Annotated in this window: 25 protein-coding genes; 7 read left to right on the top strand and 18 right to left on the bottom strand. The window is 60.6% G+C overall.

Annotated features, from left to right (window positions below; translation table 11 throughout):
• Positions 1 to 34: 34 nt before the first annotated feature.
• On the top strand, positions 35 to 2,374 hold the full coding sequence (locus U1A53_RS10245) for a M1 family metallopeptidase (RefSeq protein WP_322280610.1): 2,340 nt from the start codon (positions 35 to 37) through the stop codon (positions 2,372 to 2,374).
• A gap of 49 nt (positions 2,375 to 2,423) precedes the next feature.
• Positions 2,424 to 2,978 (top strand): DUF6702 family protein, encoded by a 555-nt coding sequence (locus U1A53_RS10240; RefSeq protein WP_322280608.1) that lies wholly within the window; start codon positions 2,424 to 2,426, stop codon positions 2,976 to 2,978.
• Between the two features lie 8 nt (positions 2,979 to 2,986).
• Here U1A53_RS10240 and U1A53_RS10235 read toward each other — a convergent pair whose 3' ends face one another.
• From U1A53_RS10235 to U1A53_RS10215, 5 genes are all read right to left on the bottom strand, one after another.
• The gene (locus U1A53_RS10235) at positions 2,987 to 3,274 is read right to left on the bottom strand and encodes a hypothetical protein (RefSeq protein WP_322280606.1); all 288 of its coding nucleotides are present in this window, start codon (positions 3,272 to 3,274) and stop codon (positions 2,987 to 2,989) included.
• A gap of 23 nt (positions 3,275 to 3,297) precedes the next feature.
• Positions 3,298 to 4,212: a sugar phosphate isomerase/epimerase family protein gene (locus U1A53_RS10230; RefSeq protein WP_322280604.1), complete on the bottom strand. Its 915-nt coding sequence runs from the start codon at positions 4,210 to 4,212 to the stop codon at positions 3,298 to 3,300.
• Between the two features lie 111 nt (positions 4,213 to 4,323).
• Complete coding sequence (locus tag U1A53_RS10225) at positions 4,324 to 4,980, bottom strand: ATP-dependent Clp protease proteolytic subunit (RefSeq protein ID WP_322280602.1); 657 nt, start codon at positions 4,978 to 4,980, stop codon at positions 4,324 to 4,326.
• A gap of 80 nt (positions 4,981 to 5,060) precedes the next feature.
• On the bottom strand, positions 5,061 to 5,387 hold the full coding sequence (gene sugE / locus U1A53_RS10220) for a quaternary ammonium compound efflux SMR transporter SugE (protein WP_322280600.1): 327 nt from the start codon (positions 5,385 to 5,387) through the stop codon (positions 5,061 to 5,063).
• A 15-nt stretch (positions 5,388 to 5,402) separates the two neighbouring features.
• Complete coding sequence (locus tag U1A53_RS10215) at positions 5,403 to 7,256, bottom strand: protein kinase (protein WP_322280598.1); 1,854 nt, start codon at positions 7,254 to 7,256, stop codon at positions 5,403 to 5,405.
• A 139-nt stretch (positions 7,257 to 7,395) separates the two neighbouring features.
• Here U1A53_RS10215 and U1A53_RS10210 point away from each other — a divergent pair, with 139 nt between their 5' ends.
• Genes U1A53_RS10210 through rpsF form a run of 4 tightly spaced genes read left to right on the top strand, consistent with a single transcriptional unit; the run spans position 7,396 to position 10,060 of the window.
• Positions 7,396 to 8,334, top strand: a complete 939-nt coding sequence (locus U1A53_RS10210; protein ID WP_322280596.1) for a ribose-phosphate pyrophosphokinase — start codon at positions 7,396 to 7,398, stop codon at positions 8,332 to 8,334.
• A gap of 58 nt (positions 8,335 to 8,392) precedes the next feature.
• Positions 8,393 to 9,109, top strand: coding sequence for a 50S ribosomal protein L25 (locus U1A53_RS10205; protein WP_322280595.1), 717 nt, complete (start codon positions 8,393 to 8,395; stop codon positions 9,107 to 9,109).
• A gap of 21 nt (positions 9,110 to 9,130) precedes the next feature.
• Positions 9,131 to 9,748: an aminoacyl-tRNA hydrolase gene (pth, locus tag U1A53_RS10200; protein WP_322280593.1), complete on the top strand. Its 618-nt coding sequence runs from the start codon at positions 9,131 to 9,133 to the stop codon at positions 9,746 to 9,748.
• Positions 9,749 to 9,769: 21 nt separating this feature from the next.
• Positions 9,770 to 10,060, top strand: a complete 291-nt coding sequence (gene rpsF / locus U1A53_RS10195) for a 30S ribosomal protein S6 (RefSeq protein ID WP_322280592.1) — start codon at positions 9,770 to 9,772, stop codon at positions 10,058 to 10,060.
• A gap of 75 nt (positions 10,061 to 10,135) precedes the next feature.
• Here the strand turns inward: rpsF and U1A53_RS10190 are convergent, their stop codons facing one another.
• Together U1A53_RS10190 and U1A53_RS10185 are read right to left on the bottom strand one after the other, a co-directional pair.
• Positions 10,136 to 11,359 carry an aspartate kinase gene (locus U1A53_RS10190; protein WP_322280590.1) on the bottom strand — a complete coding sequence of 408 codons (1,224 nt, stop codon included), beginning with the start codon at positions 11,357 to 11,359 and terminating at the stop codon, positions 10,136 to 10,138.
• 183 nt (positions 11,360 to 11,542) lie between these two features.
• Positions 11,543 to 12,118: a CHRD domain-containing protein gene (locus tag U1A53_RS10185; protein WP_322280588.1), complete on the bottom strand. Its 576-nt coding sequence runs from the start codon at positions 12,116 to 12,118 to the stop codon at positions 11,543 to 11,545.
• Between the two features lie 137 nt (positions 12,119 to 12,255).
• On the opposite strand from U1A53_RS10185, the gene U1A53_RS10180 reads away from it, so the two are divergent.
• The gene (locus tag U1A53_RS10180; protein WP_322280586.1) at positions 12,256 to 13,962 is read left to right on the top strand and encodes a hypothetical protein; all 1,707 of its coding nucleotides are present in this window, start codon (positions 12,256 to 12,258) and stop codon (positions 13,960 to 13,962) included.
• A gap of 44 nt (positions 13,963 to 14,006) precedes the next feature.
• Here the strand turns inward: U1A53_RS10180 and U1A53_RS10175 are convergent, their stop codons facing one another.
• The 11 genes from U1A53_RS10175 to U1A53_RS10125 form a co-directional block, all read right to left on the bottom strand.
• On the bottom strand, positions 14,007 to 14,576 hold the full coding sequence (locus tag U1A53_RS10175; RefSeq protein ID WP_322280584.1) for a pseudouridine synthase: 570 nt from the start codon (positions 14,574 to 14,576) through the stop codon (positions 14,007 to 14,009).
• Complete coding sequence (locus U1A53_RS10170) at positions 14,576 to 15,097, bottom strand: hypothetical protein (protein WP_322280582.1); 522 nt, start codon at positions 15,095 to 15,097, stop codon at positions 14,576 to 14,578. The genes U1A53_RS10175 and U1A53_RS10170 overlap by 1 nt, the downstream gene beginning before the upstream one ends.
• Before the next feature lie 9 nt (positions 15,098 to 15,106).
• The gene (locus tag U1A53_RS10165) at positions 15,107 to 15,766 is read right to left on the bottom strand and encodes a lysophospholipid acyltransferase family protein (RefSeq protein ID WP_322280581.1); all 660 of its coding nucleotides are present in this window, start codon (positions 15,764 to 15,766) and stop codon (positions 15,107 to 15,109) included.
• Between the two features lie 34 nt (positions 15,767 to 15,800).
• Complete coding sequence (locus tag U1A53_RS10160) at positions 15,801 to 17,486, bottom strand: SpoIIE family protein phosphatase (protein ID WP_322280580.1); 1,686 nt, start codon at positions 17,484 to 17,486, stop codon at positions 15,801 to 15,803.
• On the bottom strand, positions 17,479 to 18,699 hold the full coding sequence (locus tag U1A53_RS10155; protein WP_322280578.1) for an MlaD family protein: 1,221 nt from the start codon (positions 18,697 to 18,699) through the stop codon (positions 17,479 to 17,481). The genes U1A53_RS10160 and U1A53_RS10155 overlap by 8 nt, the downstream gene beginning before the upstream one ends.
• Positions 18,700 to 18,712: 13 nt before the next feature.
• Positions 18,713 to 19,552 carry an ATP-binding cassette domain-containing protein gene (locus tag U1A53_RS10150; protein ID WP_322280576.1) on the bottom strand — a complete coding sequence of 280 codons (840 nt, stop codon included), beginning with the start codon at positions 19,550 to 19,552 and terminating at the stop codon, positions 18,713 to 18,715.
• A complete protein-coding gene (locus U1A53_RS10145; RefSeq protein ID WP_322280574.1) occupies positions 19,552 to 20,298 on the bottom strand; it encodes an ABC transporter permease in 747 nt (248 codons plus the stop codon). Before U1A53_RS10145 ends, U1A53_RS10150 begins: the two co-directional genes overlap by 1 nt.
• Positions 20,299 to 20,317: 19 nt before the next feature.
• Positions 20,318 to 20,668, bottom strand: a complete 351-nt coding sequence (locus U1A53_RS10140) for an STAS domain-containing protein (protein WP_322280573.1) — start codon at positions 20,666 to 20,668, stop codon at positions 20,318 to 20,320.
• 37 nt (positions 20,669 to 20,705) lie between these two features.
• Positions 20,706 to 22,208 carry a xylulokinase gene (xylB, locus tag U1A53_RS10135; protein ID WP_322280572.1) on the bottom strand — a complete coding sequence of 501 codons (1,503 nt, stop codon included), beginning with the start codon at positions 22,206 to 22,208 and terminating at the stop codon, positions 20,706 to 20,708.
• 80 nt (positions 22,209 to 22,288) lie between these two features.
• On the bottom strand, positions 22,289 to 22,738 hold the full coding sequence (locus U1A53_RS10130; RefSeq protein ID WP_322280571.1) for a hypothetical protein: 450 nt from the start codon (positions 22,736 to 22,738) through the stop codon (positions 22,289 to 22,291).
• Positions 22,739 to 22,812: 74 nt separating this feature from the next.
• Positions 22,813 to 24,480 carry an AarF/UbiB family protein gene (locus tag U1A53_RS10125; protein ID WP_322280570.1) on the bottom strand — a complete coding sequence of 556 codons (1,668 nt, stop codon included), beginning with the start codon at positions 24,478 to 24,480 and terminating at the stop codon, positions 22,813 to 22,815.
• Positions 24,481 to 24,502 lie beyond the last annotated feature (22 nt).

The following is a 24,502-nucleotide window of genomic DNA, read 5'->3' as shown; positions in this document are numbered from 1 at the left end:
GCCTTCCGCACCACGTTTTGGAGAATCACCGGCCATGAAGCGCTTTTTGTTCCTGCTTTCCCCTATCCTGCTCACCGCCGCCGAATCGGGTGCTCCCGTCGGCAAGTTTCAGCAGCTTGATCCCTCGATTCCAACGCCTTCGGCGCAGCGGAACGCTTCGGGAGCGCCGGGGACGGGATATTGGCAGAACAGGGCAGACTATGACATCAACGTGGAGCTGGATGATGTGAAGCGCACGATCACCGCCGAGGCGACGGTGACGTATCATAACGCGTCGCCGGACGCGCTGGAGTATCTGTGGGTGCAGCTTGATCAAAATTATCTATCTCATAACGCGGACTCGCGGGCCGCGCCGAACACGAAGCGTGGGATTGATCCATCAAAGATCACCTACTCGGCGCTCGACCGCCTGCTGACTTATGAGACCTACGATGGCGAGATGAAAATCAGCAAACTCACCGATGCGCAGGGCGCGGCGTTGCCGCATTCGATTGTGAAAACGATGCTGCGGCTTGATCTGCCTCAGTCACTGGCGGCAGGGGCGGATTTTGTGTTCAAGATCGCGTGGAGTTATCCGATCAATGACTGCAAGCACATCAACGCGCGCACGGGCTACGAGTTCTTCAAAGAGGACGGCAACTGCATCTACACCATCGCGCAGTGGTTCCCGCGCATGGCGGCCTACACGGACTACGCGGGCTGGATCAACAAGCAGTTCCTGGGCACGGGCGAGTTCACGCTCGAATTTGGCGACTACACCGTGCGCCTCACCGTGCCGGACGATCATCTCGTGGCGGCGACGGGCGCTTTGCAGAATGCGGAAGGTGTTTTGACTGAAACACAGCGTGAGCGGCTCAAGCAGGCGCAGGGTGAGACGAAGAAGCCAATGTTCATCGTCACGCCGGAGGAAGCGAAGGCGGCTGAGAAAAGCAAGCCTAAGGGCAAGAAGACCTGGGTGTTCAAGGCGGACAACGTGCGTGACTTTGCCTTCGCCTCGTCGCGCAAATTCGCGTGGGATGCGATGGCCGTAGAAGGCGCGAGTGTGAATGGCAAGCCGGTGATGGCGATGTCGCTTTACCCGAAGGAAGGCATGCCGCTGTGGGACAAGTATTCGACGCATGCCATCGCACACACGATCCAGGTCTATTCGCGCTACACCTTCGCGTATCCGTATCCCGTCGCGTGGTCGGTGAATGGACCCGTGGGCGGCATGGAATACCCGATGATCTGCTTCAATGGGCCACGACCTGAGAAAGACGGCACCTATCCGGAGAAAACGAAGTATGCGCTCATCGGTGTCGTGATTCATGAGGTGGGGCACAATTACTTCCCGATGATCGTGAACAGCGACGAGCGGCAGTGGACGTGGATGGACGAGGGGCTGAATTCGTTCGTGGAATACCTCACGGAGGAGGAATGGGAGAACGACTGGAAGCATCGCCGCAATGAGCGTGGCATGGTCGATTACATGCGCACGACGGACCGTGTGCCAGTGATGACGAACTCGGAGTCCATCGCCGATCTCGGCCCGAACGCCTACGGCCAGCCCACCGTGGCCCTGAACATCCTGCGCGAGCACATTCTGGGCCGCGAGGCCTTCGATCACGCGTTCAAAACCTATGCGAAGCGCTGGATGTTCAAGCGGCCCACGCCGAGCGATTTCTTCCGCACGCTGGAGGATGCCAGCGGTGTCGATCTCGACTGGTTCTGGCGCGGCTGGTTTTACAGCGTCGATCACGTCGATGTGGCCGTCGATGAAGTGAAGTGGCTGCAGCTCGACACACGCGATCCCGCCATCGAGAAGAAGAAAAAGAAGCAGGAGGAGGACGAACTGCCGAAAACCACCACGCGCGAACGCAACTACCCGCTCTCGAAGCGCGTGGATCGTTATCCCGAGCTGAAGGACTTCTACGACAGCTTCGACAAGACCACCGTGCTGCCGAGCGAGAAGAAGAAGTTCGAGACGCTCATCAAAGATCTCAACGAGGAGGAGATCGATCCGAAGCTGCTGCAAACGAAGCATAACTTTTACGCCATCAAGCTGCGTAACGTTGGCGGGATCGTCACACCGGTGATTCTGAAGGTCGAATACACCGACGGCAGCACCGAGGAAATCAAGCTGCCCGCCGAAATCTGGCGCTTTAACACGGACAAGTCCTCCAAGCTGCTCTTCACGAAGAAGGAGCTGAAATCCGTCACCTTCGACCCGCGCCAGGAACTCGTGGACACCGATGTGGAAAACAACTTCTGGCCCCGCCGCCCCGTGAAAAGCAAATTCCAGCTCTTCAAGGAGGACAAGGCCCCGAATCCGATGCGTGAGCTGACAAAGCCGGAGAAGAAAGACGACGAGAAGAAGGTCGAGCCGAAGAAGTAACCGGAGCGCGGGCCTCCGAGCCCGCAGCGCTCCCGCAATCCCCCAACCCATGGCAGACCGAAAAACAGCCCTTTGCATGCTGCGGACTAAAAGTCCGCGCTCCTGGGCCGTCTTGCTGTTCGCATTCGTCACCAGTCTTCACGCGCACTCGCTCCATCAATCCACTGCCGAGGCGGAATACAATCCGACGACGAAAAGGCTCGAAGTCAGCCTCACCGTCTTCGTCAACGACCTCGAACTCGCCCTCATCCGCCAGAGCGAGCGCGAGATGCGCCTCGACAAAACGCCCGTCGCCGAAATCGACGCTCAAATCCAGGCCTACCTCGCCAAAACCTTCGTGGTGACGGATGCAGTAGGTAAAGTGGCCAAGATCGAGTGGGTGGGGCGTGAGTTGGATGCCGAGAGTGCGAAGAGCGGTGATCCGGCGGTGACGGTGTTTTTCGAAATCGCGCTTCCGGGAGGTTTGAAAGGCGCTTCGCTACGAAATGAAATTTTCGACGGGCTTTTTGAGGATCAGTTGAATTTGCTGCTAATACAAAACGGGGCAGAAAAAATGCAGATGCGTTTCAGACGCGGCGATGGGGCGAAGATTATGCGCGATTAATGAGTGCCTTATGAGCGATCGCCACGTTCTGGATTCATCTCTTTCACTAGAGCATTGAGGAAATCTAAATGCTCTGCGTCATCGAACCAGCCGGACTCTTGCCAATCTTGAGGTAGATGAGAGCGGACAACTGCAATCGTCATTCTGGCCTTAATTAACGCGTCCATACGTCGGGCACCATTTTTGCTGCCTTTCTTTGAAAACTTCTCAAAGAGCGCCAATGCAGCCGAAAGCTCCTTCTCGGCATCCTTTATGTGGCGAAGGATAGCCGCCATGTTCTGTTTAGGATCGTTCATAAACTTGTTACCGTTGTTAAAACTTAACCAAAGAACGGAGCAAGCACGTTTCTTGCGACTTTGAGAGCTTTCATGCGGCCTTCGAGGGTTTTGCCGAAGGTGTCGTCTTCGACTTCGATGCAGAGGGGGCCGTCGTAGCCGATGCGCATGAGTTCGGCCATGAACTGGGGCCAGTTGATGTCGCCGTAGCCGGGGATTCTGGGCTGGTGCCACTTGAGGGGGAAGTCGAAGCGGCCGACTTCGTTGAGGGCGGCGTGGTTGATCTTCACATCCTTGGCGTGGAGGTGGAAGAGCTTGGATTTGAACTCGGCGAGCGGGCTGAGCGGGTCCATGCCTTGGAGGATGAAGTGGCTGGGGTCGTAGTTGAGGCCGAAGTTGGGTGAATCGATGTCGTTGAAGGCTCGGCGCCAGATTTGTGGCGTGGTGAGGAGGTTTTTGCCTCCGGGCCATTCGTCGCGGGTGAAGGACATGGGGCAGTTTTCGATGCCGATCATCACGCCGTGGTCTTCGGCGTGCTGGATGATGGGTTTCCAGATTTTGAGGAAGCGCGGCCAGTTTTCATCGACGGTCTGGGTCCAGTCGCGACCGACGAAGCCGTTGACGTTTTTGAGGCTGAGCTTGGGAGCGGCGGCGATGACTTTTTTGAAGTGGGCGACGGCGACGCGGGAGGTTTCGGCGTCGGGATCGAGCATGTTCGGGTAGTAGCCGAGGGCGCTGATGCTGACACCTTGATCCTGGCACTGGCCGAGGATGTTCTGAGCCTTGGTTTTCGACAGTGAGGTGACGTCGATGTGCGTGACACCGGCGTATTTGCGCTCGGCCTTGCCGAGGGGCCAGCACATGACCTCGACGGTGGAGAAGCCTTCGTGGCGGGCGAAGTTGAGGACGTTGTCGAACGAAAGTTCGGGGAGGATGGCGGTGACGAAGCCGAGTTTCATGACGGGCAAGGTCAAGGAGTAGTCAAGAAGGTCAAGTGGTGGTCAAGAGTTGTGACGGGCACCGCCTTGACAACTCTTGACCTTCTTGACGACGTAGTCTTGACCTGCTCCTCACTTCGCTTCGCCGGCGGCCAGGGCGGCGATGTCGCGGCTGCTGGTGAGGACTTTGTCCACGAGGCCGTATTCGGCGGCCTGGGCGGCGGACATGTAGTTGTCGCGGTCGGCGTCGCGCTCGATCTGCTCGACGGATTTTCCGGTGTGGAAAGCGAGGATGCGGTTGAGGCGCTTCTTGAGGTTGAACATGTATTCGACGGTGCGCTCGACATCGCTGGCGGTGCCGCGGGCGCCACCGGAGACCTGATGGATCATGATGTCGCTGTTGGGCAGGGCGTAGCGCTTGCCTTTGGTGCCTGCGGCGAGCAAAACGGCTCCCATGGAGGCGACGAGGCCGATGCTGTAGGTGCAGACATCGCAGGTGAGGAACTGCATGGTGTCGTAGATGGCGAGACCGGCGGTGACGCTGCCGCCGGGGCTGTTGACGTAGATGTTGATGTCCTTCTTCGGATCCTGCATCTGGAGGAAGAGAAGCTGGGCGATGATGATGGAGGCCATCGTGTCATTGATCTCGCCACCGAGGAAGATGATGCGGTCCTTGAGCAGGCGGGAGTAGATGTCATACGCACGCTCTCCGCGTCCTTCGGACTCGATGACGGTGGGGACCATGTAGCTGGCGTGCGGGGCGATGGAGGTGGGGAAATCGGATGTCATGGGCGTGGAATGAAGAGGTTGGGGGGCGGCTTGTCAAACAGGGGAGGGAAATGATGAATGACGAATGCAGAATGACCGAATCATGCCTGCGGGGTGCTGGCGAGCTTCAAACCTACGATTCCGGCGACGATCAGGACGATACAAACGATGCGGGCGGCGGTGCGGGGCTCGTCAAAGACGAAGATGCCGATCAAGGCGGTGCCGACGGCTCCGATGCCGGTCCAGATGGCGTAGGACGTGCCGAGGGGCAGCGAACGCAGCGCGAGCGAGAGAAAGAAGAAGCTGGCGATCATGAGCAGCGCGGTGATCACACTCGGCCAAAGGCGCGTCCAGCCATCCGTCTGCTTCAAACCGATGGCCCAGGCGACTTCGAGGAGTCCGGCGATGATGAGGTGGAACCAGGGCATGAGCTTGGAGCGTGATCAGGAGACCTTGGCCGCGCGCTGCTTGCGGCGGGCGGTGACGTCGTCCCGCTTGATGCGGACGCGGGAGGCATCGGCGTTCTTGCCCTGGGCGAGGAGTTCCTTTTCCAAAACGGAGAGCACCTCGATGTAGCGGTCGTAGAGCGGCAGGGACAAGGCGTCTTTTTGAACCGAGTAGTTTTTCTCCGCGCTGCGATAGGTGGTACGGAGCTTTACCACCGAGCTGTGCAGGCCGGAGGGGTCGATGGACGGCATTAACTTGTGCGTGGTGAAACGCTGCTTCTCCTCACGCAGGGCGATGGCCTCATCGAGCCTGCCAGCCTTGCTCGCATCCTGCATGGCACGGTCGAGCGCCGCCACGTAACCTGTGCCCAGCGTGGCGAGTTGATCGGTAAAGACCGTGTTCACATCGCGCTCGAAGGCGGTTTGAAACTGTGACTCCAGCACGGCGAGGCGGTCGGAGATGCCACTGGAGGCTGGAACCGCTGGCGTGGCCGTTTTGGGCGTCGTCATTGACGGTTTGGGCGCCGGAGTGCTGACACTGCTGGAGGAAGATGGACGCGTGGTCGTGGAGGTGCTGGAAGTCGCCGCTGGTGGTGACATGGAGGGCGGCGGCAAACGCTCGGGAGTTGTGGGGGTGGAAGGAGCAGAACTCGTCGTGGAGGCTGATGACTCAAAAGGGTTGTTACCCGCCGCGACCGTGTCCGCCGTGACGGGAGCAACCTCCTGCCCCTGCGGCTGGTTTTTTTGCAGAATGAACCAGCCGCCAAAACCCAGCATCGCCACTGCGGCGATGACATAAGGCATGGTCGAAGACTGCTGCGGTGATGACACTGGCAGCGGGGGCTCAAATTCCGGCGCAGGCCGACGTTGCGGCGCTGAAGCCGGATTGCGGGACGAGGGCACCACCGTGCGGCCGGGCGCCTGAGCCGGCATCTGCTGCTTGGGCAACGCGGCGCTGGATTGCTGGCCAGGTTCCGCACGCGGCGTGGTCAGGATCACATCCAGCGCCATGCGCAGTTCGTGACTGCTTTGATAACGCTCCTCACGATCGTGCTCCAAGGCGCGGCGGATGATGGCGTCGAAGCGTGGATCAATGCTCTGAAACTTCTGCGACGGCATTTTGAACATGCCGCGCGGAATGTCGCCGGTGAGCATCTGATACAGCATGACCCCGACGGCATAGATGTCCGCACGTCCGTCCACTTCACTACCGAGCGTGAGCGTTTCGGGAGCCACATAATCCGGCGTGCCCATCGCCATGCCGGTTTGCGTGAGGCCGGAGTTCAGCGCGTTGTTGGTGAGCTTGGCCAGGCCGAAGTCGGCGACTTTGACGCGACCCTCCATGTCGATGAGCACATTGGACGGCTTGATGTCGCGATGCACGATGCCCTGCTTGTGCGCGTAGCCGAGCGCGTCGCACAGATGGGCGGTGACGGCCAGCGCATGCTCCGGCGGCAGGCGCCCCTCGCGGGCGATCATGCGCTGCACGTCGGTGCCATCGACGAACTCCATGACGAAGTAGAGCTGGCCGTCGGTGGTGCGGCCGAAATCATACACACTGACGATGGCAGGGTGATTCATCCTCCCCATGAGCTTCGCCTCGTTTTTAAAGCGCTCGGCAAAAGCAACGTCCTGCTGCTCGATGGCCGGTGGGAGCAGCTTGATCGCCACCGGACGCTCCAGACTGAGCTGCACGCCTTTGTACACCGCACCCATGCCGCCGCGGCCGATCAGCATCTGCACCTCATACTGAGGCAGCATGAGCTGCAACTCCTCCGGCGCAGGCGGTTCCCAGCGCCAGCCACCACCGGTGGTTTTCGGTGGCGGCAGAGGGTTCGATGGATCATTCATGGCGAATTGGCAAAAACGCAGGACGGAACAGCAAAAACTCCACCAGTCCTACGAGAAGTTGCCAAGAAGCACAAGCATTGAGACGCGGAAACACGCGATGGGTTGATTTCTGTGACAGCCTCGACTAACTCCGCGCCGCATGAATGAAAGTTTGAAAATCTTGAGTGGTTCCGCACATCCAACGCTGTCGAAGGCGATTGCAGAAAACCTGAATATGGAGCTGTGTGCGGCCGAGCTGACCACCTTCCCGGACGGCGAGACCTTTGTGCAAATCCATGAGAACATCCGCGGTGGTGATGTTTTCATCGTGCAGCCGACCTGCCCGCCGACCAATCAGAACCTGATGGAGCTGCTCATCATGGTGGATGCCGTGCGCCGCGCCAGCGCCGCGCGCATCACCGCCGTGCTGCCATTTTTTGGTTATGCCCGCCAGGACCGCAAGGACCGCCCGCGCGTGCCTATCACCGCGAAGCTCGTGGCAAACCTGCTGGTGGCGGCGGGGGTGAACCGCGTGCTCACCGTCGATCTGCATGCCGGTCAGATTCAGGGCTTCTTCGACATTCCGGTGGATCATCTGTATGCCGCGCCCATTTTGATGAAGACGATCCGTGAGCGTGAGATCAGCGATCTCGTGGTCGTTTCGCCCGATGTGGGTGGCATCAAGATGACCCACGCCTTTGCCAAAGCACTCAAGGCACCAATGGCCATCGTCGCAAAAAACCGTGTCAGTGCCGAGGAGGTCGAGGCTCACAGCGTCATCGGCGATGTGGCGGGCAAAAACGTCCTGCTGGTCGATGACCTGACCGAAACCGCCGGAACCCTCACCGCCGCCGCCGACCTGCTGCTGAAGCATGGAGCGAAAACGATCTACGCGGGCGTCTCCCACGCCGTGCTGGGTGAAAAAGGCCGCGCCCGGATCGCCAAATCACCCATTGTCGAGCTGCTGGCCACGAACTCCACCCCCCAGGCGACCGGGGAGAAAGTCACCGCGCTGGACATCGCCCCCCTGCTGGCCCAGGCCATCGCCCGCATCCACGGCAATGAGTCCGTGACATCCCTGTTTGACACACGGGGGTAGGCGTGTATTCTCCGCGCCCTTTTTCCAAATCTTATCCCTCCGAAGAGGAACACCGACCATGGCCAAAATTCTCGATCTCCAAGCAGAAGTACGCACCGTTTCCGGAACAGGTGCTGTAAAGCGCATGCGCAAAGCTGGCAACATCCCCGCCGCTCTCTATGGCAGCAAGGTGAAGCCCTCCAACATCCAGGTGCATGGCAAGACCTTCTCGAAGCTGCTCGAAGGCAGCGCCTCGGACAACATCCTCGTCTCCCTGAAGATCGCCGGCATTGCGGAAGACCAGCTCGCCCTCGTTCAGGAAGTGCAGCACGACTACCTGCGTGGTGGCATCCTGCATGTCGATTTCCACGCTGTGGCTGCCGATGAAGAGATTCACGCCAACGTCCCCGTCGTCATCGTGGGCGAAGCCAAGGGCCAGAAGCATGGCGGTCTTGTCGAAGCCATCCATCACGAGATCGAGGTGCGCTGCCTGCCGAAGGATCTTCCGGAAAGCATCCAGATCGACGTTTCCAATCTCGAAATCGACCAAGGCATCCACATTCGCGAAATCAACTTCCCAGAAGGCGTCACCTGCCGTCTCGGTGCTGATGTCGTCATCGTCATGTGCGAAGAGCCGAAGGTGGAGGTCGAGCCCGAGCCAGTTGCCGCCGCTGCTCCTGCCGCTGGTGCTGCCCCCGCAGCCGGCGCCGCTCCTGCCGCCGGTGCCGCTGCTCCTGCCGCTGGCGCCAAGCCCGCCGCTGGTGCCGCCGCTGCCAAGCCTGCCGCCAAGAAATAATCCCCGCACCTTTCCCACGATGTGGCTTCCGGCGCGGACCCAACGAGCAGCAGCGGCCTAAATGCGCCGCGCCTCATTGTCGGCCTCGGCAATCCTGGCGAAACCTACCGCGACACCCGCCACAACATCGGATTTATGGTGCTGGACGAAATCGCACGACGCTTGGGAGCCGCCTTCCGCGAGGAAAAGCGCTGGACCGGGCTCGTCGCGAAATTCAGCGGCGGTCATTTGCTCAAGCCGTTCACGTTCATGAACGAAAGCGGCCGTTCCGCCCAGGCTGTCGGCCATTTCTACAAGGTCGCGCCCGCTCAAACACTCGTTGTTTACGACGATGTCGATCTGCCCCTCGGCCGCATGCGTTTCCGCACCGGCGGCTCCGCGGCCGGTCACAACGGCATCCGCTCCCTCATTTCCTCTCTCGGCAGCGAGGATTTTCCACGCTTGAAGGTCGGCATCGCCCCGGCCGACGGTCGTCCTGCCGGTGAACGCATGGTCGGCCATGTGCTGGGCAAATTTCGTGCTGAAGAGCAGCCCGAGCTGCAAAACGTCATCCAGCGAGCCGCTGATGCCGTGCTATCCGCAGTTGAACGCGGCCTGGACAGCGCCATGAATGTCTTCAACCGACAACCCGAATCTTAAACCCCGCAACCCGCACCACCTATGAACCGCAAATACGAGGCACTCATCGTGCTCGACACCAAAGGCAAAGAAGAAACCGTTGACTCCCTCGTCAGCACCATCAGCAAGGACATGGAAAAGTCCGGCCTGAAGCTCGAGCAGATCGACAACATGGGCAAACGCAAGTTCCCCTTCAACCCGCGCCACGTTGAGGCCGGTCACTTCGTGAACATCCAGTTCACTGGCGAGCCTGCCGCCGTGGACAGCCTGCGCGCCAAGCTGAAGCTCAATGAAAACGTCTATCAGCAGTACTACCTGAAGCGCAGCGCCTAGTCCGCCGCGTCTGTTTTCCTCATCACCCCGGTTCCGCTTTCACGAGCGGCCGGGGTTTTGTTTTGCCGGTCTTGATCAGGCGTCCAAACCAAACGCCGTATGCACGACGCGGGCGGCGTTTTCGATTTCGATTTCGTCCACGATGACGGCGGTCTTGATCTCGCTGGTGGAGATCATCTGAATGTTGATCTTCGCATCCGCGAGGGCCTTGAACATCTTGGCGGCGACGCCGCTGTGGCTGCGCATGCCGATGCCGACGACGCTGAGCTTGGCGATGCTGCTCTGGGTACGGAGCTGGGCCTTGTCACCGAGGCCGGGAAGCACTGCCTTAAGGGCGGCTTCGGCCTTGGCAAGATCTGCTGCGCTGAGAGTGAAGGAGATGTCGGTGATGCCATCGAAGCTGACGTTCTGCACGATCATGTCGATGATCACGTTCGCGCTGGCGATGGCTCCGAAGATGGCGGCGCTGATGCCGGGGCGGTCGGCGACGTCGTCGATGGTGACCTTGGCCTGGTTGCGCTCGAGGCTCACGCCGCGGACGACGACCGATTCCATGCCGGGGGTTTCTTCTTTCACGATGGTTCCAGGGTTGTGGTTCATGCTGTTGCGCACTTCAAAGCGCACACCAAATTTGTTGGCAAACTCGACACTGCGGCTCTGCATCACCTTGGAGCCGGAGGAGGCCATTTCGAGCATCTCCTCGTAGCTGATCTCGGGGATCTTCTGCGCGGTCTTCACCACGCGCGGATCGCATGTATAGACACCATCGACATCGGTGTAGATCTGGCAGAGGTCGGCCTTGATGGCCGCGGCCATGGCGATGGCGGTCAAATCACTGCCGCCACGGCCCAGCGTGGTGATTTCGCCGCTGGCGGTCTCGCCCTGGAAACCGGCGAGCATAACGATGTTGCCTTCATCGAGCATCTTCTTCACCGCGTCCGGCGTGATGTTGACGATACGGGCTTTCGTATGGACGCGGTCGGTGGAAATGCCAGCCTGTGCGCCGGTGAGGGACACCGCCTTGCCGCCGAGGGCATTGATGGCCATGGCGGTGAGGGCAATGGTGGTCTGCTCGCCGGTGGCGAGGAGTACATCCATCTCACGCTCGACCGGTTCACGTTCGGGGGAGACTTCCCGGGCCAGCTTAATGAGGTTGTCCGTCACGCCCGACATGGCGGAGACGACAGCGACGACCTGATTGCCCGCGCGCTGCGTTTCCAGGATGCGACGTGCGCAATTGCGAATGCGCTCGGGATTGCCGACGGAGGTGCCGCCGTATTTCTGGACGATGAGGGCCATGCTGGGGTTGGGGAAAGGGCGCGGAAAATGGCACGCCGGGCCGTGGGCGCAAGCCTGATGTTCTCCCCGCTGCATTGCCCAACGATCCGCCTGTTTTGTGATAGTCGTGGCACCCAAGCCGCCGTCAGGTGCGAACCGGGTCTGCACGCCTCTCTGAGCTGCGCAGCAAAGCTGGTGTGAACTTCACGCCTTGCGTGAGCGGCGGAACATCAGCAAACCGACGCCCAGCATGCCGAGCAGGGTGCGGGAGGGTTCTGGCACGGCCTGGACGAGGAAGCCGCGCAACTCGCCACCGCCATTGTTCACCGTATGGATGTTGATGTAATACTTGCCGTTCAAGAGGTCCGTCTCCTGCGCCCCAGAGAGTGCCGTGAGAGTCTGGGTGATCGTGCCACCGGTGGTTGCATTACTGGAGCGAGTCAGATTGAACAGAACCCCGGCAGTCTCGGTAAAGCCGTTGCCATTGTTGTTAGTAGTCGGTCCGTGGAGATGGGAGTTGTTGGACAAGCTGGACAGGTCCGTGAAGCCTTGGGAGCTGCCCCAGCCAACGTTGATGGTCAGCAGGTTGGTCACGTCATCATAGCTGATGCCCCCGCCGATTTCTCCGCCTGTGCCGCCTGCCGGGCTGCCAGGCTCACTGGTGTTGAGCAGCCCGACACCGCCGGTGCCCTGGAGGTCAAACAGGATGGTCGATGCGGACAAAGAACCTGCGGCGGCGAGGGAAAACGCGGCCATGCACACGAGGAAGAGATGTTTCATAGGCTTGCCGGGAGTGAATTCCCTCCATTTAAATCAAAAACCCTGGTGGTTGTCGATGTTCCTTTGGAGATATTTCAGGTTCCAGGACAAAGTCGATGCTGACATCCGGGACGCGATTTTGCATAATCATAGCTGCCGTGAGCACGCCCGATTTGCCGCATTCCAGACCCCGGTTTGGCATCCTGAAACGATTTTCACTCGTCGCATTTGTGCTGTTCCTGGTATTCGTCGGGAGCAGGCCGCTGTGGCAGGTGGTGGCGGAGTGGCGCGTGCGGCATCATCTCGAGCACGCTCGCAGCGCCATGACTCTGAGCGCGTGGGTGCCGGCGGCGGCGGCACTCGCAGACGCACGCGGCATCCTGCCGGCGCATGCGGAGGTGCTGCGGATGACGGCCACCTTTCTCGATGAGACCAACAGCGACCCGCATCTGCTGTTGCAGACGCTGCGGCAGCTCGAGCAGGCAGGCCATGCCGAAGAAGGTGATGCGCTCATGCACATCCGCGCCCTGATTGCGGCGCAGCGGCATGAGGAGGCGCGGAAGGAGTTTGAGACGCTCAAACCGGTGCAGCGAGGCCTGCCGGACGCGCTGCTCATCGAGGCACGGCTGTTGCGCGATGAGGGAAATGAAAAGGCGGCCCATGAAAGAGCCCTCCGCGCCCATGCCATGCGGCCAGACGATGCAGATGCGGCACTGGCGCTGGCGATCTCACAATCCTGGAACACGCCGTATGAAGTACAGTCTGCGGCCATCAAACGCCTCTGGAACATGGCGGAAGGGCACACGCCGGCGGCACTCGGTGCCATCCAGCACCTCGCCAGCCAGCCGTACGTCACCTTGCCGCAGGCGGAGCGGTTGCTGCTGCTGGCGGAGGCACATGCGCTCTGCCGGCCGGCGACACGGCTCGCCACCGTCTCCGCCATCCTGCGCAAGGCACCGGAGCGTCGAGCGGCGATGCTGGATGCAGAAGTGGCGCGCTATCGCGGCAGCAAGATCGGCGATCTCACACAAGCGGCCTTTTGGCTGGCTGCGGAGACGGAGCATGGCCGCCTGCTGGAGATATGCCCGCTGCGCCTGGCGTTGGAGTCGCAGGATCTGTTTCCCATCGTGGCGCTGTCACTGGCGCAGCAGCAGAAGTGGCAGGAACTGCGCCGGCTGCTCACGGAGGAGCGTGTGCCTGCAGCGAAAGTGCGCATCAACGTGTGGCTGGCCTGGGCGGATGGCTTCCTCCAGCCAGACTTGAAAAACGCACGGCTCCAGCTCGAGTCCGCCATCACGCAGGCGAGGAAGACCACCAACCGTGAGGTCATCATGTCTGCAGCGCATGTGGCGGAGATTCATGGCATGTGGGATCTGGCGCTGGAGTGCTACGCTTTCTGCGCAGTCTCCGGCACGGGGACGGAACTGCCGCTGCTGGAAAAGGCCTTCGTGATAGCCCGGCAGCAGGCGGATGCGCACGGCATGCTCGTCATCGCACACCGGTTGCATGAGGTGCGGCCCACCAGCGCGGTGTTTGCCGAGCGTGTCAGCTACCTCGGTCTCTTGCTAGGGTTGGAAATGGAAGCCATTTTACCGCTGCTAAAACCCGGTGCGCAGGCCGGCTCGCCCTCCATGCGGGCACTGCTCGCCGCCCTCGCTGCGCATCGCTTTCAGGATGTGGCCGCCGTGCGGGCGGCACTCGTCGGCGTGACGGAACCAGCCATTTTTCAGCCCGGTGAACGCGCCGTCTATGCTGGACTGCTCGCCCTCACCGGCCAGACCGCCGCCGGTTTTCAAATCGCGGAAAAAATCCCGGAGCCCCTGCTGCTCGAAGCCGAGAAACGCTTCTGGAAGCTCGCGAAGTGATGCAGACAGAGTTTGCAGGATAAAGCCTCGGCACCCAGGTGAGGTCAGATGTGAAGCTGTCGCTGCTCCTGAACGCTCAATTCCCGCCATTGACCAGGTTTGAGACCCAAATCAGCCAGTGTCAGCCCGCCGATGCTCACGCGGACGAGGCGCAGCGTGGGAAAGCCGACGGCAGCGGTCATGCGGCGAACCTGGCGGTTTTTACCTTCGGTGAGGGTGAGTTCGAGCCAGGAGGTGGGGATGTTTTTGCGGAAACGGATGGGCGGATCGCGCGGCGGATGCGCGGGTTCGGTGTCGATACGTGTTGCTTTACAGGGAAGCGTGCGGAACTCCTTCAAATCGACGCCGGAACGGAGTTGGCGCAGTGCTTCGTCGCTGATCTCGCCATCCACTTGCGCGTGATAGGTGCGCGGGTGGGCGTGGCGGGGATTGAGGAGGCGGTCATTCCAGTGCGCCTCGTCGCTGAGCAGCAGTAGGCCTTCAGAATCGCGATCCAGGCGGCCGATGGCATACACATGCGGCGGGAAGTCGAACTCAGCCAACGTGCGGTGCGAGGGATGCTCCTGCGTGAACTGGGAGAGCACGTCGAAGGGCTTGTAGAAGGCGAGCAGCATTATTTTTGCTTCAACGCTTCAAGCTTTTGCTCCAACTCCTCACGGCGTTCCTGATACTTCGAGCGATGTGCCTCGTGATTCACACTGCCGATCAGCGCTGAACCCGCCATCACGAGGCCGAAGATGCCCATGCCCACGGGCACGATGGTGAACATGCCCGCACCTGCGGAGGAGAATCCCGAGGCCATGAGGAAGCAGACCACGGCAAAGAAGAGTCCAAACGCGGCCCCGACGATGCCTCCGGCAAGACCACCACCGCCCTTTTTCGATGTCGGCACCTGCTCCAGCCCCATCTCGCGATCCAGTTTCTCGATCTCATTCTGCACAGTGATGACTTCGAGGCTCCCGGCCATCTTGCCGGTGTTCTCGGCGATCTTCGCGACCTCTTCAGTGAAGACCGAAGAGTCGGTGCGTTTCACCTCCAGACTGCTCTGGCAGAACTGGCAGGTGACGAAGCGGGTGTCCTCGGCCACCTGAAGCGGGGCACCGCAGTGGTTGCAACGGACGGAGAGCGTTTCCATGCCGCGAGGCTAACGGGCACGCTGAAGATTTTCAAGGGTGGTTCCAAAACGCATCACATCTTCCAATGCGAGCCGCTTCTGCTCGAATTCCTCCTCGGTCATGCGGCGCGGAACGGCGTGCGGCTTGTCGAAGACCAGCGTGACCTTGGCAAAGGGCAGCGGCAGGAGGAACTCATCCCAGGTCTTGAACTGAATGAAGTGGCTGTAATGCAGATGCACGGGGATGATCGGCACGCCGGTGAGCTGCGCCAGCTTCACGATGCCGGGCTGCACGCGATGCAGCGGACCACGCGGACCGTCGGGTGTGATGCCGATCTCGTAGCCTTCGTTGGATTTCTTGGCCAGCGCGATGAGGGCGCTCATGCCTTTCTCAGGCTTGGAACTCGATCCGCGCTCGGCTTCGATGCCAAAACTCTCACAGATGTCGGCGATGATCTGCCCGTCGCCGCTGGGGCTGGTCAAAATGGTGCCGGGGACATGGGCGAACCACTTGTGGTGCAGCCACGGGATGAGAAACATGCGGTTATGCCAAAAGGACCAGATCCAGCCACGACGTGAGGCATCGAAGACACCCGCATCATCGCGAATTTCCCAACGCAAAGTCACGCCAATGCCGCGCATGATCCATGCGATGATTTTTCCGGCGGACTTGATGCGGATTTTGGCCATGTGGCGTGCATCCTTGGCGCGATCCGTCCGCACATCAACCCGGCGATGCTGCCGAGGTCGATTTCATCAGTTCGATGACCGATTTGCCCGCTTCCCGCCGAAAATCGACGCGGTCGAAGATTTCGCTGATGACGTGCAGGCCGAGACCGCCGATGCGCTGGCCGGTGGAGGGCGGAGCGACCAGTTTTTGAAAGTCCTCGTTGGTGATGCCTTCACCGTGGTGCTCGATGAGGATGCGAATCGAACCCGCGTCTGATTCGATGCGGCAACAGGCGGGGCGCTCGCTGCTGGTGGTGCAGTAGGCGTATTTGCAGATGTTGCTCATCACTTCATCGCAACCGAGCACAATGAGGCCGGTGAGGTCATCGCGGATGCCGTGGTAAGCGGCCCAGGCCTCGATGAACTCGCGTACAAGGCGCAGGGTGTCGGGATGGCAGGAGAGAGCGAGTTCGGATGGCGGCGGCGGGGAGTGATCCGTGATCGTCAAAACAGTGGCATCGTCCTGGTAGTTCGCGCCATGAGCAAAGGTTCGCCATTGCTCGACGAGGTGGCTCAGGAAGTCGTCGCCGCCGTTGGTGTGCTGCAAAGCGGCAGCGAATGCCTTGTCTTCAAAATATTCGCCCGCGCTGTTTTGCACTTCGAGGATGCCATCGGTGAAAAGCATCCAGTGGCGGCCGGTGCTCAAAGGCAGCGCGTATTCCTCATAACGTGCGGCGCATGAGATGCCCAGCGGCGCGTTGCCAGGAGCAGGAACTTCCTTCCACGCCTTGCCATCATGCACCTGTGCGCCTGGCAGTCCGGCGCAGCAGAGCCGCACGCGGCGTGTTTTCGGGCAGACCAGCATGGCATTGATGGCGATGAAGCGACCCGCCTTCATCACGCCGCACAGACGTTTGTTCAGCGTCGTCATCCACTCGGCTAGATTCATCGAGACACACAGATGCGCGGTGGAGGCGATCAGGGTAGTGCCGCGGGCCATGTCGAGCGCGGCTGCTAATCCTTTGCCACACACGTCGCCAACGCCGAGGAGGATTTTACCATCGTCAATCTCATGCCAGAAATAGAAATCGCCGCCGACCTCGCTCGCCGGCTCATAAAAACTCTCCACGGCGATGTGATCTAGGCGGACCTGTGGTGCTGGCAGAAAGGAGTTTTGGATCTCCTTCGCGAGCGAGAGCTGCTGACGGTTTTCGGCCTCCTGGATGGCCTTTTTCTGTGATTCGAGCCGCAGCAACGTCACGGCGATGAGGCTGCCAAAGGTTTCAAACATCTCGACATCCTGCGCATTGAAGCCGGCGCCATGATTCGGATTGATGGCCTGCATCACACCAAGGCAGTGATCACCATCCAACAGCGGGATGGTGAGCATCGCCCGTGTGACGAGGTCGGATTTGTCCGAAGACGGGCGGAAATGCCGGGGATCGCTGAGCGCGTCCTCGATGTTGACGATTTTTTTCGTCGCATAGACATCCCCGGCGATCCCCTTCCCTTTCGGCACGCGGACGTCCATGGTGTTGATGGGATCAAGCGTCGAGCGAATGAGCAGATCCTCGTTCGGGCCGTCCGGCAGAAGGATGGAGCACACCTCGCAGTCCATGACCTCACGCGACTGTTTGAGGATGTGGTCCACGAGCTCCACGAGATCGTGTGTGCTGCTCAAACGGCGCGCCACGTCGATCAGCACGTTCTGGCGTGAGGCGATGGGCTGTGGGTTACTCACGGCGTTTGAAGAATTCGAGGATGCCTTTTTTCTTTTCCTCCGGGCTGGCGCTTTCAGGAGGCATGGGGATGCCGCCCGTGGGTGGAGCAGGCTTTGCGCCGGATTCGAGTTCTTTGATACGCACGGGGTAGGGAGTCTGGCTGCGGCGCATGTGCTCGATGATCTGCTCCTTGGTGGGCACTTCGTTCTCCTTGCTGCCGAAGATCAGGCGGCTGGGCTTTTCGGCGAGCGTTCCGGTGATGTACTCGCCCCAGATGACAAGGGCGTTCATCTCCTCGACCAGCGTGTTGATCTTCCGCATCGTGGTGTCGAGATGCTTTTCCAAACCGGGACCCGAGGCCTTTTCACCACCAGCGAGCAAGTTGTGCAGCTCGCTGGTGATTTCCTCGATGCGCACCTTCAATCCGGGATTGCCGCCAGGAGTTCCGGCGATGGTTTGATTCAGCTCCTTCGAGAAACCTTCCAGGTTTGCGAGGATCGCATCCGCACGGTTCGCGAGACCTTTGTCCGCCGCGCCTTTCGGACCTTTGACGAGTTCCTGGATGCCGTTGGCGGTTTCTTCGAGCTTGTCGGCCACGGTGTTGAGCTTCTGGCCGAAGCCGGGTGTTTTGCCGTCACCGGCAAAGACGGTTTTCAGCTCCTGCGTGAAGGACTCGATGTTGGCGAGCGAGTTGGTGATTTTCTTGGAAGCATCGCCTTTGCCAAGCGGATCGGTGATCTTTTTGATGTCGGCGGTGATCGACTTGATGTTGGCGATGATGACATCGCCGCCAGGCAGCATCATTTCCAGCATGCTGCCGAGGCTGGAGGAGGTGAGCTTCACGCCATCAGCCAGCTGGCCGCCGTCATCATCCTCGCGCACTAGACCGATGTGTTTTTCGCCGAGCATGGATTCGGCGCTGATCAAGACGTTCACATGCGCAGGAACCGGCGTCTTTTCAAAGATGGCGATGTGAACGCGCACAGGACGATGTGAAACCAGACGGTCGGCGGGAGTAAGGTGCTCGATGCGCTCCACGATGCCGACTTTCGCGCCTGAGTAGAGCACGTTCGAGTTGCGGTGCAGGCCGGTCACATCCTCGAAATCCACGGAGAAGCGCATATGCGGCTTGCGCCATGGATCGCCGGAAATGGAGAACATCAGAGCCCCGAGCAACACCAGGGAACAAAGGATGACCAGGGTGGCCACTGTGGCGTCGTGCTTGTTTTTCATGGTGTGGAGAAAGTCAGTTTTTTCCGAGGAGCATTTCGCGATACAGCAGCTCGCCAGAGTCGTCGGTGCCGTCGCCTTCGGGATCGCCGTTGATGAACTGCTGTACGGCGGGATTGGGGCTCGCCTTGATCTCCGCCGGCGTGCCTGCGGCGATGATGCGGCCCTGATTCGGGCCGGTGCCGAGCATGACGATGCGCGTGCCGATGCGGAAGACGCTGTTCATGTCATGAGTGACGACGACGACCGTGGCGCCGATCTTCTGCGTGAGGCGCTGCGTGAGTTCATCGACCACAGCGGTCATGATGGGGTCGAGTCCGGCGGTCGGTTCGTCGCTGAACACGAGCGGCGGGTCCAAGGCGAGCGCCCGGGCAAGTGCGGCGCGTTTTTTCATGCCACCACTGATCTCGGAGGGCTTTTTGTGGCCGTGACCGGTCAATCCGACCTGCTCCAGCTTCATTTTGACCACGGTGTCGATCAATCCGGCATCGAGCTGGGTGTGCTCGATCAACGGCAGCGCCACATTTTCCGCGACGGTGAGGGATTGCAGCAACGCGCCGGATTGAAACAGCATGCCGTAGCGCCCGCGCAGTTTTTGCAGCGCCTCAGCGCGCATCGTGGTGATCTCCTGGCCGAAAACCTTGATGCTGCCGGAGGTGGGCTTCTCGGTGCCGATGAGATGACGCAGCAGCGTGCTTTTGCCGCAACCGCTGCCGCCCATGATGACGAAGGTGTCACCGGCATACACTTTGAAACTCACGCCATCGAGCACCTTCTGCGTGCCAAAATGCCGCACCAGCGAATCGACCTCGATGATCGGCTCGCCAACGATGGAAGCTGGTGTGGAAGACGGCATCAGAAGAAGAACAAGGCGGTGAGCACGGCGTTGGCGATGAAGACGCTCAGCAGCGAGACCACGACCGAACGTGTGGTGGCGAGTCCCACGCCTTCGGCACCACCGGAGACGTTCAAACCGATGCTGCAGGCGATGGTGACGACCAGCACGCCAAACACGCCGCTTTTGAGCAGGCCGATGCCGACATCCCGCAGTTCCACGTATTGCAGCGCATGGCTCACGTAGAAGGCGGTGGACATGTGCAGCGAGAAATGACTGATCAACCAGCCGCCGGCGAGGCCGACGTAAATGCTGAACACCGTCAGCAGCGGCATCATGATCACCATCGCGAGGAAGCGCGGCACGATGAGCCAGGACATCGGCGGTATGGCCATGACTTCGAGCGCCTCGATTTCCTCGGACACTTTCATGGTGCCGAGTTCGGCAGTGACGGAAGATCCGCTGCGGCCGATGACGATCACCGCCGTGACGAGCGGCGCGAGTTCGCGGATGAGGCTGGATGAAACCAGCCCCGGCACATAAACCGTGGCGCCGAGCTTTGCGAGTTGCGCGGCGGACTGCATCGCCAGCACGACACCGATGGTCAGCGCCGTGAGCGCCGACATCGGCACCGCATGCACGCCGATGCGGACGATTTGAGCGAAGGTGTGGCCGATACGCCACGGTTTGCCGCGAAACGGGGCCGCAAAGAGCCAGTAGAGAAGGCTGCCGCACAATGCGAAGTATTGGCGGAATGCTTCGATCATGCGCGGTGGTGGGAAAGGCTTAACGCTTGCTGGTCAGATCGGTGGCGTTCAGCGCGTCATCGACTGTGGGCAGGTGTGTGATGAAATCACCAAGGCGCACGATCTTGAACGAGGCCTCCACACGTCCGTGGATGCCGGTGAGCGCAAACTCGCTGCCCACACCGCTGGCATGCTGGAAATACTCGACCACCACGGCCCAAACGGGAGTGTTCACAAACGTGACCTTCGCAAAGTCGATGATCAGCCGCTTCGCCTTCGCCTTCATCTGCTCGCGCACGAGTTTCTGAAACTCAGGCACCGTTGCGAGATCGGCGTCGCCCTCCAGTTCGATGACAACAGCGTTTGGGTGAGTGCGAAGAGTGGGTTTCATGGAAGCGGGTCAAACTGGTCAAGAGGTCAAGGAAGTGTCAAAGCCAGCCGGTCTGATTGAGGCGTCCGGTCAGTTCCATCTGCTTTTCGAGCTGCACGGCATACAACGCGGCGTTTTCGGCGTTGGGTTTGCAGCGGGTGGATTCATCGAGGGTGACGAGTTTGGCGCAGAGCTTGTCATAGCTGACACGTTCGCTGCCGCCTTGGTTTGCATGAGCATACGCGGCCTGGATGGCTCCGCCGAGAGCGGCACCTTCGCTGGTGCTGAGCGTGACGACCTCGGCGTTGAAGCAGTCGGCGGCGATCTGACGCCATACGGCGCTCTTGCTGCCGCCGCCGGTGAGACGGATCTCGGTGGGATTCATGCCGAGGTCACGAAAACGCTTCAAACCATAGGCCAGACCGAGCGTGGCGCCTTCGACGGCCGCGCGGGCGATGTTCACGGGAGCCATGTTCGTCGGGCGCAGGCCGTGGATGACGCCGCTGCCGTTGGGCAGGTTCGGCGTGCGTTCGCCATTGAGGTAGGGCAGGAACATCACGCCGTCAGCTCCGGCAGGCGCGGATTTCACGGCGGCTTCTAGCTGCCGCAGATCCCAGCGGAACATCTCGCGCACCTGTTCGGTGACGACGGTGACATTCATCGTGCAAACGAGAGGCAGCCACTGATCGGTGCTGTCGCAAAACGCGGCGACTTCGCCCTGCCCATCGACGACGGGTGATGCGGCGACGCCATAGAGCGTGCCGCTGGTGCCGAAGCTGGCGGTGACGACGCCGGGCTTGATGTTACCGGTGCCGATCGCGCCCATCATGTTGTCGCCACCACCGGCGCTGATGATCACATCGTAGCTGAGACCCCACTGGCCGGCCAGCTCCTTGCGGAGCGTGCCATGCACGGCCTTCGAGGAACCGAGCGGTGGCAGCATCGTCCGCACACTCGGATCAATGTAGTCGCAGATTTCATAACACCACTCGCGGGTGTTCACATTGAGGATGCCCATGCCGGAGGCGTCGCCGTATTCCATGCGCTTCACTCCACTCAGCCAGAAGTTGATGTAATCGTGCGGCAGCAGGATGGTCTTCGTCTTCGCGAAGTTCTCCGGCTCGTTCTGCTTCAGCCATAGCAGCTTCGGAATCGTGTAGCCCGGGAGCATGGCATTGCCCGCGAGCGCGATCACGCCCGGCTGACCGCCAAAATGATGCGCGATCTCCTCACACTGCGCCTGCGTGGAGGTGTCGCACCACAGTTTGGCCGCGCGCACCGGCTTGTCATCCGCACCGAGTGCCACGAGGCCATGCTGCTGCCCGCTGACGCCGATGCCGGCGATCTTTGCCTTGTCCTTGCCGATCTGCTCCAGGCACTGCCTCACGCAGGCATCCACGGCGTCGAGCCATGACTGCGGATCTTGTTCGAGATGACCCGGCGGCAGTCCTTCAATCAAATCATAGCTGCTATGGCCCGAAGCAATGATTTTGCCCGTGTCGAGGTCGAGGACGATGGCCTTGCTGCTCTGCGTGCCGCTGTCGATGCCGAGGAAATACATAAATCGAAAGTGAGAGTGAGAAGATTGGGGATGGGAGGGAGGTTTTCGGCCAATTGGTTTCAAGTTCCAAGCTCAAAGTTTCAAGCGGCAGCAGCCGACCCGCTCTGCGCCTCCGCATACAACCGCATCACAGATTCCTTGGTCAGGACGATGAGAGTGAAGACGCCGAGCACGGTGCCGAAGGGAAAGCACAGGCAGTTCAGGCCGGCGACGACGATCGAGAAGGTGCGGTTCACACGACGGTGAATGAAACGCCCTGACATCAGCGTGGCCACACCACCCAGCACGATCATGACACCGAAGAAAAGATAGAACCACTGCATGAGGTGCATGAACTCGGCCGGATTGAAGGGCGGCGGCTCCTTGGCATTTTCCCACATCTTGGGATTCGCGAACACGGTGTTCATGATCGCGTAGTGCAGCAGCAGGAAGGCGATGCCAAAGAGGGACAGGCCAGAGACGACGTAGTGGCAGATCGCGAGCGTGCGCAGGTGCTCGGCGTCCTTGCTGGGAATGGGCGGTGGTTGCATGGCGGGGAGATGTGCTGGTTCGCGTGGAGTCTGCGAAAAATCAGCGTGGGCTTCAATCTCAATCGTTCCCGGTCTCAATCCTTCGACTGGATGTTCCCCGACTTGCGGATAGCCCGCATGAGACGCCAGCCGAGGTAAAGCGAGATCATGTAGCCCAGCGCACCGAAAACAGAGACACCGTAGAGCAGCGGCGGCGCCTCACGGCTCCACAGCTCGCTGGAACCGAGAAACACGGCCGCTGTGAGGATGCCGAGCACCAGGCGGTTCACGATGGGATCGAGATGACGGTGATCAAGATGGACGGTCAGTGATCCATCGCGAAAACGGGCCAGCAGATCGGTCAGATCACGTGGCAGGGCGGTGAGCAGGCGGTCCCACACGCGAAAGGTGCGCCGTGCGCGTTTGGCGATGCGGCCCGGCGAGAAACGCCGCAGCATCAGACGCGAGCAATACGGCTGCATCAGCTCGGCAAGGCTCACGTCCGGGCTGAAACGGCGCGAGGTGCCTTCCAGCACGATAAGGGTTTTCAACAGCAGCGCCAGCGTCGGGGGCAGGACGATGTGATGGCTGCGGATGATCTCCACAAGATTGCTCAAGGCCGCGCCCACATGAACTTCGTTCAGCGGATGGCCTGTGTAGTCGGCCATGAACTCCTGGAGGTCGGCGCGGAGTTTTTCACGCGCGCAGTCAGGCGGCACGGCGCCGAGACGCAACACCTGCTCGGACACGAGTTCGGAATCATTTTCCACGATGCCCATCAGCAGCGCCTCGACTTCATCACGCAGGTCTTCGTCAATGCGCCCCACCATGCCGCAGTCGATGACGCCGACGATGTTGCCCGGCAGCAGGATGAGGTTACCTGGATGCGGATCGGCGTGGTAGAAGCCGTCGCGGAAGACCATTTCGAGATACATGTTGGCTCCGCGTTTGGCGAACTCGCCCAAGTCCTCGCCGGACTGCTTCAGCGTTTCAATATCCACGCCGATGATGCCTTCCAGATGCTCCATTGTCACAACTTGATGCGAGCAAAAAGCGCTGAACACCTCCGGGATGCACACGGTCGGGTCATCGGCGAAGTTGCGGCCAAACTCCTCCTGATTCTGCCGCTCGTAGGTGAAATCGAGCTCGCGCAGCAGCGTGCGGCGGAACTGGCGCACCACCGCCAGCGGCTGGTAGGCACGCAGGGCCGGCGAATGCTTCTCCAGCAGCTCTGCGAGGGCCTGGACGATCTCCAGATCTGTCGCAGCCTGCTCGGCCACCCCTGCACGGCGCACTTTGACCACCACGCTTTGCCCGGTGTGCAGCAACGCCGCATGTACCTGCGCCACCGAGGCGGCGGCGAGCGGTTCCTCCTCGAAACTGGCAAAGAGCTGCTCAATCGTCTGTCCGAGCTCCTTCTCAATCGTCTCACGTGCCACGTTAGCGGCATCGGGCGGCACGTTGGATTGCAATTGGGAGAGCTCCTCCGTCAGCTCCGGTCCCAGCAGGTCCGCACGGGTGCTGAGCATCTGGCCCAACTTGATGAAGGTGGTGCCCAGCTCTGTCAGCGCCATGCGCGCGCGGGCCGCCTGCGTCACTCCCTCGGTGAGCGACTGTCCGTCCGCGCTTTTCAGCCGGTCCTGCAGCCAGGCGTATTTGAACCCGCCAAAAAGATCGGCGAGCCCGTACTTTCCCAGCACGGCGGCGATTTCCGCGATGCGTTTTGCATAACGTTCGAGTCGGGCCAGTGCGTCGATCTTCATGATTCCTGCCATTCTCTGCGGG

The organism is Prosthecobacter sp. (genome assembly GCF_034366625.1).
In the GTDB taxonomy this organism is placed as follows: domain Bacteria; phylum Verrucomicrobiota; class Verrucomicrobiia; order Verrucomicrobiales; family Verrucomicrobiaceae; genus Prosthecobacter.
This window is presented reverse-complemented; position numbering and strand designations above follow the sequence as displayed.